Origin of the sequence: Ottowia sp. VDI28, from assembly GCF_049532675.1 — a bacterium.
Taxonomy (GTDB): Bacteria; Pseudomonadota; Gammaproteobacteria; order Burkholderiales; family Burkholderiaceae_C; genus Ottowia.
Window position 1 is genome coordinate 4,757,637 of sequence record NZ_CP149820.1, and the last position, 16,672, is coordinate 4,774,308.

At 63.2% G+C, this 16,672-nt stretch carries 16 protein-coding genes and 2 pseudogenes; 7 read left to right on the forward strand and 11 right to left on the reverse strand.

The genetic code is table 11. The features are described 5' to 3' along the window. The first annotated feature begins 1 nt into the window (after window position 1). Window positions 2–466, forward strand: coding sequence for a tRNA (uridine(34)/cytosine(34)/5-carboxymethylaminomethyluridine(34)-2'-O)-methyltransferase TrmL (gene trmL / locus WJU18_RS22750; protein WP_423455795.1), 465 nt, complete (start codon window positions 2–4; stop codon window positions 464–466). Between the two features lie 87 nt (window positions 467–553). Here the strand turns inward: trmL and WJU18_RS22755 are convergent, their stop codons facing one another. After that, entirely contained in the window at window positions 554–1,006 is a 453-nt protein-coding gene (locus WJU18_RS22755; protein ID WP_423455797.1) for a MaoC family dehydratase, read from the reverse strand. A gap of 167 nt (window positions 1,007–1,173) precedes the next feature. Next, the gene (locus WJU18_RS22760; protein ID WP_423455799.1) at window positions 1,174–1,791 is read right to left on the reverse strand and encodes an AAA family ATPase; all 618 of its coding nucleotides are present in this window, start codon (window positions 1,789–1,791) and stop codon (window positions 1,174–1,176) included. Between the two features lie 44 nt (window positions 1,792–1,835). Between WJU18_RS22760 and kefC the strand changes: the two genes are divergently transcribed. Next, window positions 1,836–3,710: a glutathione-regulated potassium-efflux system protein KefC gene (gene kefC / locus WJU18_RS22765; protein ID WP_423455800.1), complete on the forward strand. Its 1,875-nt coding sequence runs from the start codon at window positions 1,836–1,838 to the stop codon at window positions 3,708–3,710. Window positions 3,711–3,717: 7 nt separating this feature from the next. Here kefC and WJU18_RS22770 read toward each other — a convergent pair. Continuing rightward, a pseudogene (locus tag WJU18_RS22770) lies at window positions 3,718–4,409 on the reverse strand (sulfite exporter TauE/SafE family protein). A 198-nt stretch (window positions 4,410–4,607) separates the two neighbouring features. On the opposite strand from WJU18_RS22770, the gene WJU18_RS22775 reads away from it, so the two are divergent. Beyond that, window positions 4,608–5,258: a trimeric intracellular cation channel family protein gene (locus WJU18_RS22775; protein WP_423455802.1), complete on the forward strand. Its 651-nt coding sequence runs from the start codon at window positions 4,608–4,610 to the stop codon at window positions 5,256–5,258. Between the two features lie 122 nt (window positions 5,259–5,380). Here the strand turns inward: WJU18_RS22775 and pcaF are convergent, their stop codons facing one another. Continuing rightward, a complete protein-coding gene (gene pcaF / locus WJU18_RS22780) occupies window positions 5,381–6,583 on the reverse strand; it encodes a 3-oxoadipyl-CoA thiolase (protein ID WP_423455803.1) in 1,203 nt (400 codons plus the stop codon). A gap of 103 nt (window positions 6,584–6,686) precedes the next feature. Between pcaF and WJU18_RS22785 the strand changes: the two genes are divergently transcribed. Further along, window positions 6,687–7,118: a DUF1841 family protein gene (locus WJU18_RS22785; protein ID WP_423455804.1), complete on the forward strand. Its 432-nt coding sequence runs from the start codon at window positions 6,687–6,689 to the stop codon at window positions 7,116–7,118. Window positions 7,119–7,256: 138 nt separating this feature from the next. Here the strand turns inward: WJU18_RS22785 and WJU18_RS22790 are convergent, their stop codons facing one another. Further along, on the reverse strand, window positions 7,257–7,928 hold the full coding sequence (locus tag WJU18_RS22790; RefSeq protein WP_423455805.1) for a c-type cytochrome: 672 nt from the start codon (window positions 7,926–7,928) through the stop codon (window positions 7,257–7,259). 109 nt (window positions 7,929–8,037) lie between these two features. Here WJU18_RS22790 and WJU18_RS22795 point away from each other — a divergent pair, with 109 nt between their 5' ends. Genes WJU18_RS22795 through WJU18_RS22805 form a run of 3 tightly spaced genes read left to right on the forward strand, consistent with a single transcriptional unit; the run spans window position 8,038 to window position 9,776 of the window. Then, complete coding sequence (locus WJU18_RS22795; RefSeq protein WP_423455806.1) at window positions 8,038–8,880, forward strand: AAA family ATPase; 843 nt, start codon at window positions 8,038–8,040, stop codon at window positions 8,878–8,880. Window positions 8,881–8,890: 10 nt separating this feature from the next. Further along, entirely contained in the window at window positions 8,891–9,154 is a 264-nt protein-coding gene (locus WJU18_RS22800) for a hypothetical protein (RefSeq protein ID WP_423455808.1), read from the forward strand. 4 nt (window positions 9,155–9,158) lie between these two features. Further along, the gene (locus WJU18_RS22805; protein ID WP_423455810.1) at window positions 9,159–9,776 is read left to right on the forward strand and encodes a GNAT family N-acetyltransferase; all 618 of its coding nucleotides are present in this window, start codon (window positions 9,159–9,161) and stop codon (window positions 9,774–9,776) included. Here WJU18_RS22805 and WJU18_RS22810 read toward each other — a convergent pair. The 6 genes and pseudogenes from WJU18_RS22810 to WJU18_RS22835 form a co-directional block, all read right to left on the reverse strand. Continuing rightward, complete coding sequence (locus WJU18_RS22810; RefSeq protein WP_423455812.1) at window positions 9,773–10,213, reverse strand: acyl-CoA thioesterase; 441 nt, start codon at window positions 10,211–10,213, stop codon at window positions 9,773–9,775. The two genes, WJU18_RS22805 and WJU18_RS22810, sit on opposite strands and share 4 nt — an antisense overlap. Window positions 10,214–10,226: 13 nt before the next feature. Then, entirely contained in the window at window positions 10,227–11,861 is a 1,635-nt protein-coding gene (locus WJU18_RS22815; protein ID WP_423455814.1) for an ATP-dependent acyl-CoA ligase, read from the reverse strand. Continuing rightward, window positions 11,848–12,582, reverse strand: a complete 735-nt coding sequence (locus WJU18_RS22820; RefSeq protein ID WP_423455815.1) for an ABC transporter ATP-binding protein — start codon at window positions 12,580–12,582, stop codon at window positions 11,848–11,850. Before WJU18_RS22820 ends, WJU18_RS22815 begins: the two co-directional genes overlap by 14 nt. Further along, window positions 12,579–14,365: pseudogene (locus tag WJU18_RS22825) on the reverse strand (ATP-binding cassette domain-containing protein). Before WJU18_RS22825 ends, WJU18_RS22820 begins: the two are co-directional and overlap by 4 nt. Further along, window positions 14,362–15,417, reverse strand: a complete 1,056-nt coding sequence (locus tag WJU18_RS22830; RefSeq protein ID WP_423455816.1) for a branched-chain amino acid ABC transporter permease — start codon at window positions 15,415–15,417, stop codon at window positions 14,362–14,364. Before WJU18_RS22830 ends, WJU18_RS22825 begins: the two are co-directional and overlap by 4 nt. A gap of 46 nt (window positions 15,418–15,463) precedes the next feature. Further along, complete coding sequence (locus tag WJU18_RS22835) at window positions 15,464–16,630, reverse strand: ABC transporter substrate-binding protein (RefSeq protein WP_423455817.1); 1,167 nt, start codon at window positions 16,628–16,630, stop codon at window positions 15,464–15,466. Between the last annotated feature and the right edge of the window lie 42 nt (window positions 16,631–16,672).

The following is a 16,672-nucleotide window of genomic DNA, read 5'->3' on the forward strand; positions in this document are numbered from 1 at the left end:
TATGTTTCATATCGTCCTCGTAGAGCCCGAGATTCCACCGAATACCGGCAACGTCATCCGCCTGGCGGCCAACACGGGCTGCATGCTTCACCTGATCGAGCCGCTCGGTTTTTCGATGGATGACAAGCACATGCGCCGCGCCGGCCTTGATTACCACGAGTATGCGGAGGTCCGCCGGCATGCGGATTGGCAGGCGTTCATGGATGCGTTGCAGCCGGATCCAGCGCGCGTGTTCGCGCTCACCACAAAAGGCGAGCGCACGGTGCATGACATGCGCTTTCAAGCGGGTGATTTTTTTGTTTTCGGCGCCGAGACACGCGGGCTCAGCCCGGCCCTGCTGGCGACGTTCGGCTCCACGCAGCGCCTGCGCCTGCCCATGCGCGAGGGGCAGCGCAGCCTGAATCTATCCAACGCGGTCGCGGTGACGGTGTTTGAGGCTTGGAGGCAGACGGGATTTGCCGCCTGAGTGGGTAGGCGAGCAAAAAGAGGCGCAGGGGGCAGGGCAGGTTTGAAACCTGCCCCTATGGGATGGGAAGAGCCCTGCCCGGCTCGCTCAGACGTAGTAGCGCGAGAGTGACTCTGCCACGCACACGGGCTTGCCGGAGCCTTCGCGCTCAATAGTGCAGAGCCAAGCCATCTGCGTGCCGCCTTCGATCGGCGTGGCGCTCAGCAGATTAACCCGCACACGCAGCCGGCTGCCCGAGGGCACAGGCGCCATGAAGCGTACCTTGTTGAGCCCATAGTTGATGCCCATGCGCACACCCTGCACGCTGATCGAGCGATCGAAAAAGCCGGCCAGCATCGACAGCGTGAGATAGCCGTGCGCGATGGTGGCGCCGAAGGGGCCTTCCTTGGCACGCTCTGGATCGACGTGAATCCATTGATGGTCGTCTGTCGCGTCAGCGAACTGATCGATATGCTGCTGCGTGACGGTGTACCAGTCGGTCACCGTGATTTCCTGCCCTGCGCAGGCCGCTAGTTCGTCTAGGGTTTTGAAAGTTTTCACACTAATTTTCCACAATATCCATAGCGTTGCGCACTACCTACGCCGCACTAGAGACAGAAATTCGAAAAGCCGCGGAGCAGGCTATTCCAGGGCACCCGCGGAGCTGGCTCCGCCAGGCCGCTGGGCGCGTCCCCTGGGGGAAGGCGCGTCAGCGACTCAGGGGGTCGTCATCTTTCAAGCCATTCACGGATGCCGTGCCATTGTTCCAGATCGCGTTCCACACGGCCGGGTGCCACGTCGAACAAAGTCAGCCCGCGCGCTGCCAGGTGCACGTAGTTCTGTGTCTGGCGCAGCATGCCGATGACCGGCAGGCCCAGGCTGGCGACAAAGTGCTGCAGCTGGTCGGCGGCGATGGTGCGCTCGTCCACACGCATGCCCACAAGGCCCACGGCGGGTTTTCCGCCTTGGCGCTGCTCGGACACCTGATCGAGAAACTCACGCGTGGCGTAGATATCGAAAATGCTTGCCTGCAACGGCACCAGCACCTTGTCGGCCAGACGCAGCACATCCTTCAGGCGCTTGCCATGCAAGCCCGCAGGCGTGTCCAACACAACGTGGGTAGTGCCCTTGGGTGGGCGCACCACTTCTTCGCGCGCCACGTCCCAGGAGGCGATGGTGCGCGCGGCCCCGGGACGCAGGCCCAGCCACAGGCGGGAAGATTGCTGCCTGTCGATGTCGCCCAGCATCACTGCGTGGCCCTGGGCGGCAAAATAACCCGCGACATTGGTAGCCAGCGTAGATTTACCCACGCCGCCCTTTGGATTGGCAATGATGACCACAGGCATTGGAATGTTTCCTCCTGAGATTCGATTTCCGGTATGTTAGCGGCATGCACTCGCCTTCCACCTGGATGCTCTTCGGGCTCGTCTTCCTCGGCGCAGCCGTCATCGCAGTTCCACTCTTCACCCGGTTGGGGCTAGGCTCGATCATGGGCTACCTGGCTGCAGGCATCGTCATCGGGCCTGGCTCACTGGCCTTGGTGAGCAATGTTGACGACATTTTGCACTTTGCCGAGTTTGGCGTGGTGATGATGCTGTTTCTGGTGGGCTTGGAGCTGGAGCCGCGCCGCCTGTGGACGCTGCGGCGTCCGATTTTCGGGTGGGGATCGCTCCAGGTGGCCAGTTGCGCGGCAGTCATCGCTGGAGCGGCCACGCTGATTTTCGGCGTTCGATGGCAGATTTCGCTGGCGGCGGCGCTGGGCCTGGCGCTTTCTTCGACCGCGGGCGCGCTCCAGGTCATGCAGGAGCGCAACCTCATGCGCACCAGCAGCGGCGAGGCCGGCTTCTCGATTCTGCTTTTCCAGGATGTGGCCGCCATTCCTATCCTGGCCCTGCTTCCGCTTTTGGGCGGAAGCGAATCCCACGGCGGCGGCTGGCTAGAAGCAGCACGTGCCGTGGGAGCCGTGCTGGCAATCCTGGCCAGCGGGCGCCTGTTGCTCAAGCCGCTTTTGCGCTGGATTGCCCGCAGCGGCACCCAGGAGATGTTCACCGCGGCCGCCCTGTTGTTCGTGGTGGGGGTGTCGGCCTTCATGGAAGTGGTGGGACTCTCGATGGCACTTGGCGCCTTCCTGGCAGGGGTGGCGCTGGCCGACAGCGAATACAGGCATGAGCTGGAAACCGATATTGAGCCATTCAAGGGCCTGCTGCTCGGCCTGTTCTTCATGGCCGTGGGCATGAGCATCGACTTTGCCGTGTTGCTGGCATCCCCGTTCAAGGTGCTGGGCATCGTGCTGGGTTTCATGCTGACCAAGCTCACGGTCATCGCCCTGCTGGCACGCGTCATGCGGTTGCCACGCGAGGAGATACCGATTTTCGCGCTGCTGCTCGCGCAGGGCGGTGAATTCGCGTTCGTGGTATTCCAGACTTCCGCCCGCACGGACGTCTTCTCGGCAGCCACCGCTTCGCTGCTGACGGGCGCGGTGGCGCTTTCGATGCTGCTCACCCCCGTTCTACTGCTGATCGTCGACCGCAAGGTGCTGCCGCGCTTTGCCCGGCCCAAGGCCAGCATGAGGGAGCTGGACGAACCCCAATCGGCGCCGGTCATCATTGCCGGCTTCGGGCGGTATGGGCAGATCGTAGGCCGAACGCTCCTGGCGCAGGGCCTGCAAGTCACGGTGCTCGACCACGATGCCGATCTCATACAGCAGACACGCCGTTTCGACTACCGCGTGTTCTATGGCGATGCCACCCGGCTTGATCTGCTGCGCACGGCAGGCGCGGCGACGGCTAAAGTGTTGGTGGTCGCCGTGGACGATGCCGAGCAGGCCGTCAAGATCATCGAGCTGGCCCGCGAGCAGTTTCCGCAGCTGCAGATCGTGGCTCGCGCGCGAGACGTGACGCAATGGCATCAAATCCGCGATCTCGGGGTGAATTTCATCCAACGTGAAGTGTTCGAAAGCAGCCTGCTGACCGCCCGTGAAGTTCTGGAAGCGCTCGGCATGGCGCCCGATGAGACCTACGACCGCGTGCGCAGCTTCCGTGAGCACAACATGCGTCTGCTGGAACTCGTTCACCCGGTCTACAGGGACGAAGAAGCTCTGCTGGCACTGACGCGGCGCGGCCGGCGCGAATTGCAGGATCAGATGGCGGCCGACCGGGCAGAGCGCGTGGAACGCATGGCACGGGAGAAAGCCAGGGAAAGCGCCGCTGAGCCTGGTGCTCCGCAGCAGTGGGTGGCCGAGCCCGAGGCGCCCAGCTCCCCGTGAAGGGAAATCAGATGGGAAACATGTCCCACACCAGCTTGACGCCGGTGAGCAGCATTCCAACGTAAATGAAACGGTAGAACAGCTTCTGATCGATCCGCTGGGCAACTCGAATACCCATCCAGACCCCCAGGGGCGCGAAAGGCAGCAGTGCCAGCGAAGTGCTCATGTTGCGCCAGTCCAGCAAGCCCAGCCAGGCATAAGGAATCCATTTGGCCAGGTTGACGGCGAAAAAAGGTACGCCATGGTGCCCGTGAACACCATGGGAGATAGTCCAAGCGGGATCACATAGGCGTTGAGCGGCGGCCCTCCCGCGTGCGCCACGAAGCTGGTGAAACCCGAAACGCCAGAAAGCAGCACACCCGCCCAGCGCGGCGGCACGCTGCCGGCCTTGGGCTTGAGGAGCAGGCGTTGGGCCAGAAACAGCAGCGTGAACACGCCCACCACGCCAGCCACCCAGCGTGCCTCCAGGAACTTGAACGACAACGCTCCAATCACCAGGCCCACCAGCGCCCATGGCAGCATGAACTTCAGCAGGGCGCGATCGATATGCTTGCGGAAGGCCGCGATGCCAATCAGATCCATGAAGAGCAGCACCGGCATCAGGATCGCCGCCGCCTGGGGCACGGTCACGGCCAGGGCCATCAGAGGCACGGCCAGCGAGCCGAAGCCGGCGCCGAAACCACTCTTGCTGATGCCCATGAGCAACACCGCCGGAATGGCGGCAGCGTAAAAATGCCAGTCAGTGATGATCGGAAGGCTCACGGAAATCGGACGGAGAACAACGTAAACACGTTCTACGTTCTAATGCATGCGGAAGAAGGCGCCACTGTACCCGGTTCAACTTTTTCCGGCTGAGCCACGGCCGAAAGGCCCACCCCATGGGCACAATAGCCGCCCATGGACTTCCTCGACCCGCTGCCGCCCGCCTGGGGCGCCCATCTGCGCATGGCGCTGGAACTCGCCGCCACGCTGGCGTTTGCGCTCTCCGGGGTGATCAAGGCGGCTCGCAAGCGGCTGGATGCCGTGGGGGTGTGTGTCGTGGCGTTCGCCGCGGCTTTTGGCGGCGGCACCTTGCGTGATCTGCTGCTCGATCAGCGTCCGTTTTTCTGGGTCCGGCACATCGAGTTTCTGTGGGCCACCCTGGCTTTGTGCGTGGCGGCCATGTTTTTCATGCGCCAACGCGATCTTCAACCCACCGAGCGAGCCATTCTTTGGCCTGACGCCATCGGGCTGGGGCTGTTCACTGCCGTGGGTGTCGATCTGAGCATCTCGCTGCAACTTCCCGCGCTGATCGCGGTGCTGATGGGGGTGACCACCAGCGTCTTTGGCGGCGTGCTGCGCGATCTTCTTTGCAACGAAATCCCCGGGGCGCTAGCCGATCACCGGCCCTATGCGCTCTGGGCGTTTCTGGGAGGTTGGGTGTATGTGCTGCTGCTCACCATCGGCCTGCCGGGCTGGGTGGTATTGACGGTCACCGTCTCGCTGACGGCCGGGTTGCGCATGCTGTCCGTGCGCTATGGATGGCAGTTGCCCAGTTGGAGGGCGTGATCGGCTGAGGCCAGCCCTCCCCTACATTCAGACTGCACAAATATAGATTCCGCAGGGCGTGCACGAGGTGCGCACTTCGTGCACACCCTGCGGGAGAGAGACAGGAAGGCGGAAAGCGCCGATCAGACCTTCTCAAGGATCACCGCGATCCCCTGGCCTACGCCGATACACATGGTGCACAGCGCATAGCGGCCACCTTGCGCGTGCAGGCGGTTGACAGCCGTGGTGGCCAGACGGGCGCCGGAAGCACCGAGCGGGTGGCCGAGGGCAATGGCACCGCCCCAGGCGTTGACGCGCTCGTCATCGTCTTTCAGGCCGAGCATGCGCAGCACCGCAAGCCCTTGGGCAGCGAAGGCTTCGTTCAGCTCGATGACATCGATCTGATCCAGCTTGAGGCCTGTGAGCGCCAGCACCTTCTCGGTGGCCGGTGCCGGGCCGATGCCCATGACACGTGGCGCCACGCCTGCGGTCGCCATGCCCACCACGCGCGCCTTGGGCGTGAGGCCGTATTTGGCAGCACTGGCCTCGTCGGCCAGCAGCAGCGCGCAAGCACCGTCATTCACGCCGCTGGCGTTGCCGGCGGTCACCGTACCATCGGGCCTGACCACGCCTTTGAGCGCGGCCAGTTTTTCAATGCTGGTTTCACGAGGATGCTCATCCTTATCAACCACCAGCGGATCACCCTTCTTCTGAGCAATGGTGACGGGCGTGATCTCGCGTGCCAGGTGGCCCGCTTTCTGTGCCGCCACGGCGCGCAGTTGGCTGTTCAGGGCCATCTTGTCCTGTGCTTCGCGCTCGATCTTGTAATCAGTGGCTACGTTCTCCGCCGTTTCAGGCATGGAATCAACGCCATACTGGGCCTTCATCAGCTTGTTGACGAAACGCCAGCCGATGGTGGTGTCATAGACGGCGTTGGCGCGGCTGAATGCGCTTTCGGCCTTGGGCATGACGAAAGGCGCCCGGCTCATGCTCTCGACGCCGCCGGCGATCATCAGCGTGGCCTCCTCAGCCTTGATGGCGCGCGCCGCGCTGCCAACGGCATCCAGCCCGGAGCCGCACAGGCGGTTGATGGTGGCGCCCGGCACATCGATCGGCAACCCTGCCAGCAAGCTGCTCATGTGGGCCACGTTGCGGTTGTCTTCGCCAGCCTGGTTGGCACAACCGTAGAGCACGTCCTGCACGGCCTGCCAGTCCACTTTGGGGTTGCGCGCCATCAGCGCCTTGATGGGAATGGCGCCCAGGTCATCGGTACGCACGCTGCTGAGCGAGCCACCGTAGCGGCCGAAAGGCGTCCGGATGGCGTCGCAAATGAAGGCTTGTTTCATGGAAATCTCCAGCTTTGGGTTTGTTGAATGCAAGATGCTTCAACTCGCGATGTTATGCGATTGGGCGGCGGGCAGTGGCGAGGCATGCTACTCTCACGGCCCTATGTTCAGCCCAAGCCAAGCCGATGTCCGCCGCTTTTTCTGCGGCGCCTGGGCCAAATCACGTGCCAACCAGCCCATGGAAGCCATTGAAACCCTGGCCGCCGGCTGGATCGCCGAGCACCCGGAATGGCATGCCGATTTTGCCGATGCAGAAGCGGCCGTGGCGCGCAACTATGGCGACGGATCCGTGGGCGGCAATCCGTTTCTGCATGTATCGATGCACCTTTCCATCAGTGAACAGTGCAGCATCGACCAGCCGCGCGGCATCCGGCAGGCGATGGAGCTCCTGGCAGCGAAACGGGGAAATCTGCACGATGCCCACCATGAAGCCATGGAATGCCTGGGCCAGATGCTGGCCGATGCGCAAAGCAAACGGCAAGCCCCCGATGGTGAAGCCTATGTGGCTTGCGTGCAGAGGCGCGCTACCCGATAGCCACAAGGCGCGCCCAGAAACCTCTTCACCGCACCTGTTCACGCACTAAAACCAGCGCTGAAACAACAAAAAGCCCGCCAATGCAAGCGCACGTGCGGGCTTCGGATCAGGATTGAACGGGCTTTTCAAGCCCGGCGCTTACCTGAAGCGGGATTGAGGGATAGTCTTCAGTTCACTATCAAGCGAGCCAATGTAGTTGGCCATGGCCTTCAGCTCCGCATTGGAGAACTGCTTGGCCATGCCGGCCATGACCGGGTTGGCGCGGCCCCAGGTCTGGTGGCCATTGTCCTTGTAGGACTTGAGGGCCACGTACAGGTAGTCCGGGTATTGGCCCGCGATCTTCGGGTAGCTCGGATCGATAGGCTTGGAGAAATTGTCACCGTGGCAGGACACGCAGGCGCCCTTTTGCAGCAGTTGCGTGACCTGGGCGCTGGGCGCGGGAGGTGTTGCCGCAGGAGCGCTTTCGCCCTCGGTGCGGCCGCTTTGCTCATAGTAGGCAGCCACATCCGCGATGTCCTGCTCCGTCAGCGAGCCAGCGATGGCGCGCATGCTGGGGTGCTTGCGATCGCCTTTTTTGTAGCTTTCAAGCACAGAGGCAATGTACTTGGCATTCTGGCCCGAAATTCGGGGTACCTTGTAGACCTCAGGGAAACTGGACTGATAACCCTTGATACCATGGCAGCCAATGCACATGGCAATCTTTCCGGCACCGGCTTGTGCGTCACCAGTGACACCCTGGGCCTGGGCCGGAAAAGCCGCCACGGCGGCAAGAGTCAGTGCTGCGAACATCGGGGACAAAGCTTTTTTCATTTTGCGCGCACAATTCACGTTGGTTTGATCCGGATCAGCGGAAGATTGTAATCGACCGTCTCTGGTGCCCCTTTTATTGAAATCCCTTCGTTCTGCTCTCTTATCCGACATGAAATTTCAAGGCTCCGAGAACTACGTCGCCACTCAAGATCTGATGCTGGCGGTCAACGCATCCATCACGCTCAAACGGCCTCTGCTGGTCAAGGGCGAACCGGGTACCGGCAAGACCATGCTGGCCGAGGAAGTCGCCCAATCCCTGGGCCTTCCCCTGCTGCAGTGGCACATCAAAAGCACCACGAAGGCGCAGCAAGGCCTCTACGAATACGACGCCGTGAGTCGCCTACGTGACTCGCAACTGGGCGACGAACGTGTGAAGGACATCCACAACTACATCGTCAAGGGTGTGCTGTGGCAGGCCTTTACGGCCGAGGAACCGGTGGCGCTGCTGATCGACGAGATCGACAAGGCCGACATCGAATTCCCGAATGACCTGCTGCGCGAACTCGACCGCATGGAATTCCATTGCTACGAAACGCGCGAGCTGATCAAGGCCAAGCACCGTCCGCTGGTGTTCATTACCTCGAACAACGAGAAAGAGCTTCCTGACGCCTTCCTGCGCCGCTGCTTTTTCCACTATATCAAGTTCCCGGAAGCCGAGACGATGCGCCAGATCGTCGACGTGCACTTCCCGAAACTCAAGCAGGAACTGCTCGCCGCCGCGATGAAGGTGTTCTACGACGTGCGCGGCCTGCCTGGCTTGAAGAAAAAGCCCTCCACCAGCGAACTGCTTGACTGGCTCAAGCTCCTGGTGGCCGAAGACATCCCCCTGACCGCACTGCAAAGCGCTGACAGCAAGGTTTCGGTGCCTCCCCTGGTGGGCGCGCTGCTGAAGAACGAGCAGGACGTCACCCTGTTCGAGAAGCTGGTCTTCATGAACCAGCGCAATCGCTGAACAGGCAGGTATGGCAAAGCCGCCCATGCAGGAGAACCGAACCCCGGCTGTTGGCGAGATGCTGCTGCAGGGCGTCAGCCAGGCCGTGGGTTTCGTGGCAGGCGCCTTGCTGGGACGCGGGCTCGGCTTGCTGTTTGGCTGGAATGCCTTTGCTCCGGACGGCTATACGGGGCCGGCCATGCTGGGCATTGTGCTCATCGGCCTTGGAGGCGGCGCCGGTTTGCAGTTGGCGCGCCGCTGGTACACCCGCCGCCAGTCCCGCCAGGGACCTTGACCGCATGACACTCCAAACTCCGCCTTTCGTATCTCCTGTAACCCTACGCCTCAATGGCGTGCGCCTGGAGCCACTCGCGCTCAGCCATGAAGAAGGCCTGGCCGAAGCCGCCGCCGATGGCAAGCTCTGGGAGCTGCGGATCACTTCCGTGCCGGCACCACAGGAAACGCGTGCCTACATCGAAACCGCCCTGGCCATGCGTGAGGCGGGCAGCCGCTTCGCCTTCGCCGTGCGCGATGATGCCAGCGGCAAAGTGTTGGGCAGCACCAGCTACCACGACATCGTGCCGGCGCTCAAACGGGTGGAGATTGGCTACACCTGGTACCGCCAGAGCGTGCAGCGCACGCACGTCAACACCACCTGCAAGCTGCTCATGATGGGCCACGCCTTCGATACGCTAGGTTGCGCCGTGGTGGGCTGGCGTACCGACAATTTCAACTTCGCAAGCCAGCGGGCTATTGAACGGCTGGGCGCCCGCAGGGATGGCGTGATCCGCCACCATGCCCTGCGGCGCGACGGCACCGTGCGCGATACCGTGATGTACAGCATGGTGGCCGGGGAATGGCCTGAAGCCAAGGCCCAGTTGCTATATCTTCTGAACCGCCGGCAAGATAAAGACTAGAAAGCAGCGCTGTGCAGCCGGGCAATGGCATCCCGGATATCGGCGGGAACCTCCACGGCCTGATGGCTTTGCAGCGAGGTCGTCACCAGCACTTGCCGCATCTGCATGCGCACTTCGCCATCGGCAGCGGCGACGCAGCGCGAATCCAGCGTGATGGAGCGTGTCCCCAGGCGCTCCACCCGCAGTTGCAGCAGCACCTTGTCGCCCATCCTGCTCACTGCGCGGAAATCCGCCTCCAGGCGCACCGTGGGCAAACCGATGCGCCGATCCATGATCAGCTTGTGAAAACCCACGCTCAGTCCGTCATCCACCCAGTCTTCCACCAGGCCATTGAACATCACGAAGTATTGCGGGTAGAAGACGATGCCCGCGGGATCGCAATCGGAAAAACGGATGAGGCGCTCGCGCGAGAAGGCACCTTGAGAAGACTCGTTCATAGGGGCACCTTGTTCATGCACGATTCGCGGCCGCATGCGCGCCAGATCGGGCGCCGCCGGGCAGGCGGTCCCAGGTGGTGGGCGTGACGCCGCGCTCGCGCAGCTTGAATTTCTGGATTTTTCCGTTCTCCGTGCGTGGCAAATCTTCCACCACATCGATATACCGCGGAACGGCGAAGTAAGGCAGGCGCGATTCGCAATAACTTGCCAACTCCCGTGGATCGAGATGCTCGCCAGGGCAGGGAATGAGCGAGGCCATCACCTCATCTTCCGCCAACTCAGACTGTACGGGGTACACCGCCACGGTAGCCACTGCAGGGTGGCTCTGCAGTACTTGCTCTACCTCGTAAGAGGAGATGTTCTCACCGCGCCGGCGAATCGCGTCCTTGGTCCGGTCAATGAAGCGAAAGGCCCCGTCGTGTTCACGCACCACGCGGTCGCCGGTATGGAACCAGCCGCCCCGCCAGGCTTCTTCGGTCTTGTCCGGCATGTTGAAGTAGCCGCTCGCGAAGACATGGGGCTCGCTGGCACGCAGGAGCAACTCCCCGGCTTCGCCATCGGGCAGCTCCGCATCGCTTGCATCGGCCACGCGTGCTTCAAAGCCAGGCTGCAGCCACCCCATGACGCCGCCGCGCGGCGCATCAGGGCGGCTGGCAATAACGAAATTGGTCTCGGTGGAGCCATAGCCTTCGAGCAGTTGCACGCCGGCACGTTGGCGAAAGGCCTGTCCTGCCGCAGCGGGTACGCCCGGCCCGAGGCCAATGCGCACGTGGTGGCCGCGCTCCCCCTCATTTTCAGGCTGCGCCAGCAGAATGGGAACCATGGCGCCCAGCAGGTACACCACCGTGGCGCGGCACTCACGCATGACCGGCCAGAAGCCCGAAGCGGAAAAGCGCGGCAAGTACACCACTTCGGCGCCCGTGAGTGCGGCCTGCGCATAGGTGTTCAGCGCGTTGATATGGAAAAGCGGCAGCGTCGTCGCCAGGACATCGCTATCACCTACTCCCAGTATGCGAGCCGTATGGGCACCCCACCAATAGAACTGCGCATGCGGGCAGGTCACCCCCTTCGATGGGCCGGTGGTACCCGAGGTGTAGAGGATCGCCAGCAGATCCTCCGGTGCGATGTCCGCCGCTGGAGCGCCTTCCACGTCTCTGCCTTGAGGAAAGGCCACGCCACGCAGCCCCCCTGCCGAGCCAATGGCGCTTTCGCCCACCAGCCAGAGCGTCTGCAGCGCGCACTGCGACAGATCCGCGGTTTGCAACCGTCCGATGAAATCCTCATCGATCAGAAGCAGCTTCGCCCCGCTGTTGGCCAGGAAGTATTGAATCTGCGGTCCCATGGCGGCGGTGTTGATCGGCACCGCCACGGCCCCCATCCAGCCGCAGGCCAGGAAGGTCTCGATGCATTCGATGCGATTGCCGCACATCAGCGCAACCCGGTCGCCACGCTGCACACCTGCCTGTCGCAAAAGGGCCGCACGCCGCGCCACCGCAGAAGCGGCTTCGGCATGGGTCCAGTGCGTATCGCCGATCGTCATGGCGGCGCGGCCGCCGAAGAGCGCGGCCTGGCGGCGCAGCATGTGCGGCAGCGTGCGCTCCGATGCGGGCAGCACGTTGTAGCCATTACCCAACTCAGTCATCTTCATCCGTGGCTCCGCCCAGGTAAGTTGCCTGCACACGGGGGTCATTGGCCAGCGACTGCGACTCGCCATGCAGCGCGATCTCGCCGGTCTCCAGCACGTAGCCTTCGTCCGAACTCTCCAGCGCAGCCCGTGCGTTCTGCTCGACGAGCAGGATCGAAACACCGTCGTCCCGAAGCTTGCGCACGATCGTGAGGATGTCGCGCACAATCAGAGGCGCCAAGCCCAGGCTGGGCTCGTCGAGCATCAACAGGCGCGGCTGCGACATCAGTGCGCGGCCGACCGCCAACATCTGCCGCTCGCCGCCCGAGAGCGTATTGGAGCGCTGCGACCGGCGCTCGGCCAGGCGCGGAAAGCGCGCATAGACCTCGTCGAGACGCTGCCGCAGGGCCTGGCTTGAAAGGCGCTTCGAGTAGGCCCCCAGTTGCAGGTTGTCCAGCACCGTCAGTTCCCCAAAGAGCTCGCGCTTCTCGGGTACCAGGCACAGGCCGCGCTCCACACGCGCCTCGACATCCAGCCCGTGCAAGTCCTCGCCTTCGAAGCGCAGCACACCCTTGGAAGGCAGCAAGCCCATGGTGGCGGCCAGCAGCGTGGTCTTGCCCGCGCCGTTGGGCCCGATCACGGAAATGATCTGGCCGGCGTTCAGCGAAAGCGATACGCCGCGCACGGCATCCACTTGCCCATAGGATACGTGCAGGTCACCAATCTCCAGCATGGGCGTGCTCATACAACGCTCCCCAGGTAGGCGGCTTGCACGCGCTGGTCGGCACGTACCTCCGCAGGTAGGCCCTCTATCAGCTTGGAGCCGAAGTTCATCACCACCAGGCGGTCCACCAGTTTCATCACGAAGTCCATGTCGTGTTCCACGATAAGGATGGTCACGCCCTCGTCGCGCAGCTTCCGGAGCAGATCGCCCAAAGCCATCTTTTCCTTGCGGCGCAGGCCGGCAGCGGGCTCATCCAGCACCAGCAGCACAGGATCAGCCGCCAGTGCACGGGCGATTTCCAGAATGCGCTGGGTGCCCAAAGGCAAGCTGCCGGCCAGTTCGTGCGCGCGGTCTGCCAAGCCGATGCGCTCCAGTTGGCGCATGGCCTCATGCAGGATCTGGCGCTCTTCTTCGCGGTCAAGCCGCAGCCCGGCCTTGAGCATGCCGGCGCGGGTGCGCGAATGAGCGCCCAGGGCCACGTTGTCCAGCAAACTCATGTGCGGGCGCAGCTTCACGTGCTGGAACGTGCGCGCCAGGCCCAGGCGCGCCACCTCGCGCTGCGGCATGCCCGAGATGTCGCGCCCCAGGAAAGTCACCTTACCCGCGCTCATAGGCAGGGTACAGGTCAGCAGATTGAACATGGTTGACTTGCCCGCGCCGTTCGGCCCGATGAGGCCGACGATCTCGCCTGCGTTCACATCAAAGCTCACGTCATTCACCGCGATCAGGCCGCCAAAGCGCCTGACGGCCCCCTGCACCGAGAGGATGCGGGCACCGCGCTCAGGCAACTGCCGGTGCGGCAGCGGCACTGCGGGCGGGGTCAGTTGATCGGCCGACCCTGGGGCATGCAAACGGCCGCCCATGACGCGGCGCAGGAATCCCATCAGCCCGCCGCGCGCGAAGTGCAGGAGCAGGATGAACAGCGCCGCGAAAGTAATGGCCTCGAGTTGCCCGGCCCATTGGGTGATCAGCGGAAGCACATCCTGTAGCGTGTTTTTCGCCACCAGCACCAACGCGGCGCCTACCAGCGCGCCCGCCAGTTGCCCCAGCCCCCCGCCACCGCCATCAGCAGGTACTCGATGCTGACGCGCACGTCGAACGGCGCCGGGCTCACGAAACGGTTCATGTGGGCATAGAGCCAGCCGGCGATGCCCGCCAGGAGGGCCGCCAGCACGAACAGCGCCAGACGCACCTTGTAGGCATCGGCCCCCACGCTGGCCAGCAGCACCGCACCGCCGCGCAGGCCGCGAATGGCCCGGCCGGGGCGCGAGGCCAGCAAGTTGTAGCTGAAAAGAAAGGCCAGCCCCACGATCACCCAGATCAGGTAGTACATGGTCCGCGCATCCGACAGCGAGAGGCTGCCGATGGACAGCGGCGGGATGTTCGACAACCCCGTGTGGCGGCCCAACGCATCCACATTGCCAAACAACATCGCAATCGAAAGACCCCAGGCAATGGTCGAGAGCGGCAGAAAATGTCCGCCCAGCCGCAACGTCAGCATGCCGATGGCGAGCGCCGAGAGGCCCGTGAGCGCCAGCGCGAAGACCAACCCGAGCCAGGGCGAAAGCCCTTGCGCCGTAGTCAGCCATGCCGTGGAGTAAGCAGCGATGCCAACGAACGCCGCCTGCCCGAAGGAGGTAGCTCCGCCCACACCAGTCAGCAGCACCAGACCCAAAGCCACCAGGGTGGCGATGCCGATATCGTTGAGCAGCGAGACGCTGAAATTGCCCAGGACCAGTGGCGCGAACGCGATGGCAACCACAATCAGGCCAATCAGCAGCCGGAAGCGAAATACGGCACTCATTGGTCCACCTCTTCTTCCTCTTCATCAGCTTGCGGCATCAGGAAAGAGCGCAACATCAGCACAGGAATGAGCAGGCTGAACACAATCACGTCTTTCAGCGCCCCGCTCCAGAATGAGGCGAAGCTTTCCACCAGGCCCACGGCGATAGCGCCTATGGCGGTCAAGGGATAGCTCACGAGGCCGCCGATGATGGCCGCCACGAAGGCCTTCAAGCCGATGATGAAGCCTGAGTCGTAATACATGGTGGTCACCGGCGCGATGAGCACACCAATCAGGCCTGCCAGCAGCGAGGCGCAACCGTAGGCCAGCATGGCGGTGCGCGCCGGACGGATACCCACCAGCCGCGCCCCTATGCGGTTGACCGCCGTGGCACGCAGCGCCTTGCCCGCGACCGTGCGCTCAAAAACCAGGAAGAAAAGCCCGCTGAGAACGATTGCCGAAATCACCATCAGGATCACCTGCCCGCTCACCGTGAAGCCATCCGCCAACGTCAACATACCGTCGAATAGCGGCGCTGTGCGGGAGCCCTCAGGCCCAAAAAACAGCAGGCCCAGGCCCGACAGCAGAAAGTGCAGCGCCAGCGAGACGATGAGCAGCACCAGGACCGACGCATCGGCGATGGGTTGGTAGACCACCCTCGCCAGCAGCGGCGAGATGGGCACCACCAGCAGCACACTGGCCATGATTTGCAGTGCGGCAGGTACCCCCATGCGTGCCGCCAGCCAAGCCAGCAGGCACGGAATGGCGGGCAATACCCCCCACATCAGCAGCGCCTTGGGAATGCCCGCAACCTCTCCTCGCCGCAGCAGCGAGACGATCTCCGTGATGAGCGCAAGCAGCGCCAGCGTGAGCACCAGCCCGATCGTGGGCGGCATGCGGTTGGTTTCGAAGGCAGCCAGCGTGAGGGCCGCGAAGGCCGCCACGTCGCCGAAAGGCACGAACACCACCCTGGTCACCGAAAAGATCAGCACGAGGCCCAGGCCGGCCAACAGATAAACAGCACCGTTCGCCAGGCCGTCGATGCCCAGGATGAGTGCCACGTCCCATGTCATTTGAGGGGTCCTTCCAAAATCAGATCAATGGCGGCGCGTGGCACGCTCACGGCGCCAGCGTCCACTGGCCCTTGTCCAGCTTCACGATGACGCGGGCCCGCTGGTCAACGCCGTGCAGATCGCCGGGCTTGAAGGTGTAGATGCCGTGTGTGCCCGCCACTTCCTTGGTACTGAAGATCGCGTCGCGCAATGCGGCACGGAATTCCGCTGTGCCCGGCTCGCCGCCCTTGATGGCGCGGGTTGCCGCATCGACAAACACCATCCAGCCGTCGAAGGAGTAAGCCGAGAAGGCGTCTGACGAAGGCGCGTTGTTGACTTTCTGGTAAACCGCGCGGAAATCCAGGCTGATTTTCTTGGTGGGGTAGTCGGCCGGCAGTTGCTCGGCCACAATGATCGGCCCCGTGGGCATCAGCGCGCCTTGTGCCGAGGCGCCCGCCACACGCACGAAATCCGGGTTGATGAGGCCATGCTGTCCATAGATCTGGCCCTTGTACCCGCGCTCCTGCAAAGCCAGGAATGGCAAGGCACCAGGCGTGCCCGCGCCGCCGGTCATCACCACGTCGGGCCTCTGCGCCATGATCTTGAGTATCTGGCCAGTGACGGAGGCATCGGCACGCGCATAGCGCTCATTGCTCACCACCTTGATCCCTTCCTTGGCCGTCGACTTGATGAGCGCCTCGTACACAAGGTCGCCCCATGCGTCGGAAAAGCCTATGTAGCCCACCGTCTTGACCTTGTTGCGCTTCATGCGCTCGACCACCGCGTCCACCATCAACTGGGTGGGTTGGGCCACCGTCATCACCCAAGGGTTGTCAGCCGGGTTCAGCGCTATCGGGGTGAGGCCGATCATGGGCGTCTGGCTCGCCTTGGCCACCTGGGCCATGGCAATGGCGGCGGGCACGCCCGAAGTGCCCATGAGGACGTCGACCTTGTCTTCTTCGACCAGCTTGCGGGCATTGCGGCCGGCCGTGGTCGGATCGCTGCCGTCATCCAGCACAATGAGCTGGATCTTGCGTCCGTTGATCTCACCCTTGTAGGCTTGCGCGGCGGCCATGCCCTTGGAGTAGGGCACGCCCAGTGACGAGTTGGGCCCCGAGAGCGATACGCTCAACCCTACTTTGAAATCTGCCGCAAGCGCGGCGGAGGCAGCCGCGGCCGATAAGGCCAGGGCGGCTGCGCAGCGGGTCATGGTCAGTGTCAAGCTCTTCTTCATCACGGGCTCCTCAAAGGACAGGGTTGTCAGATGAACAGTTGC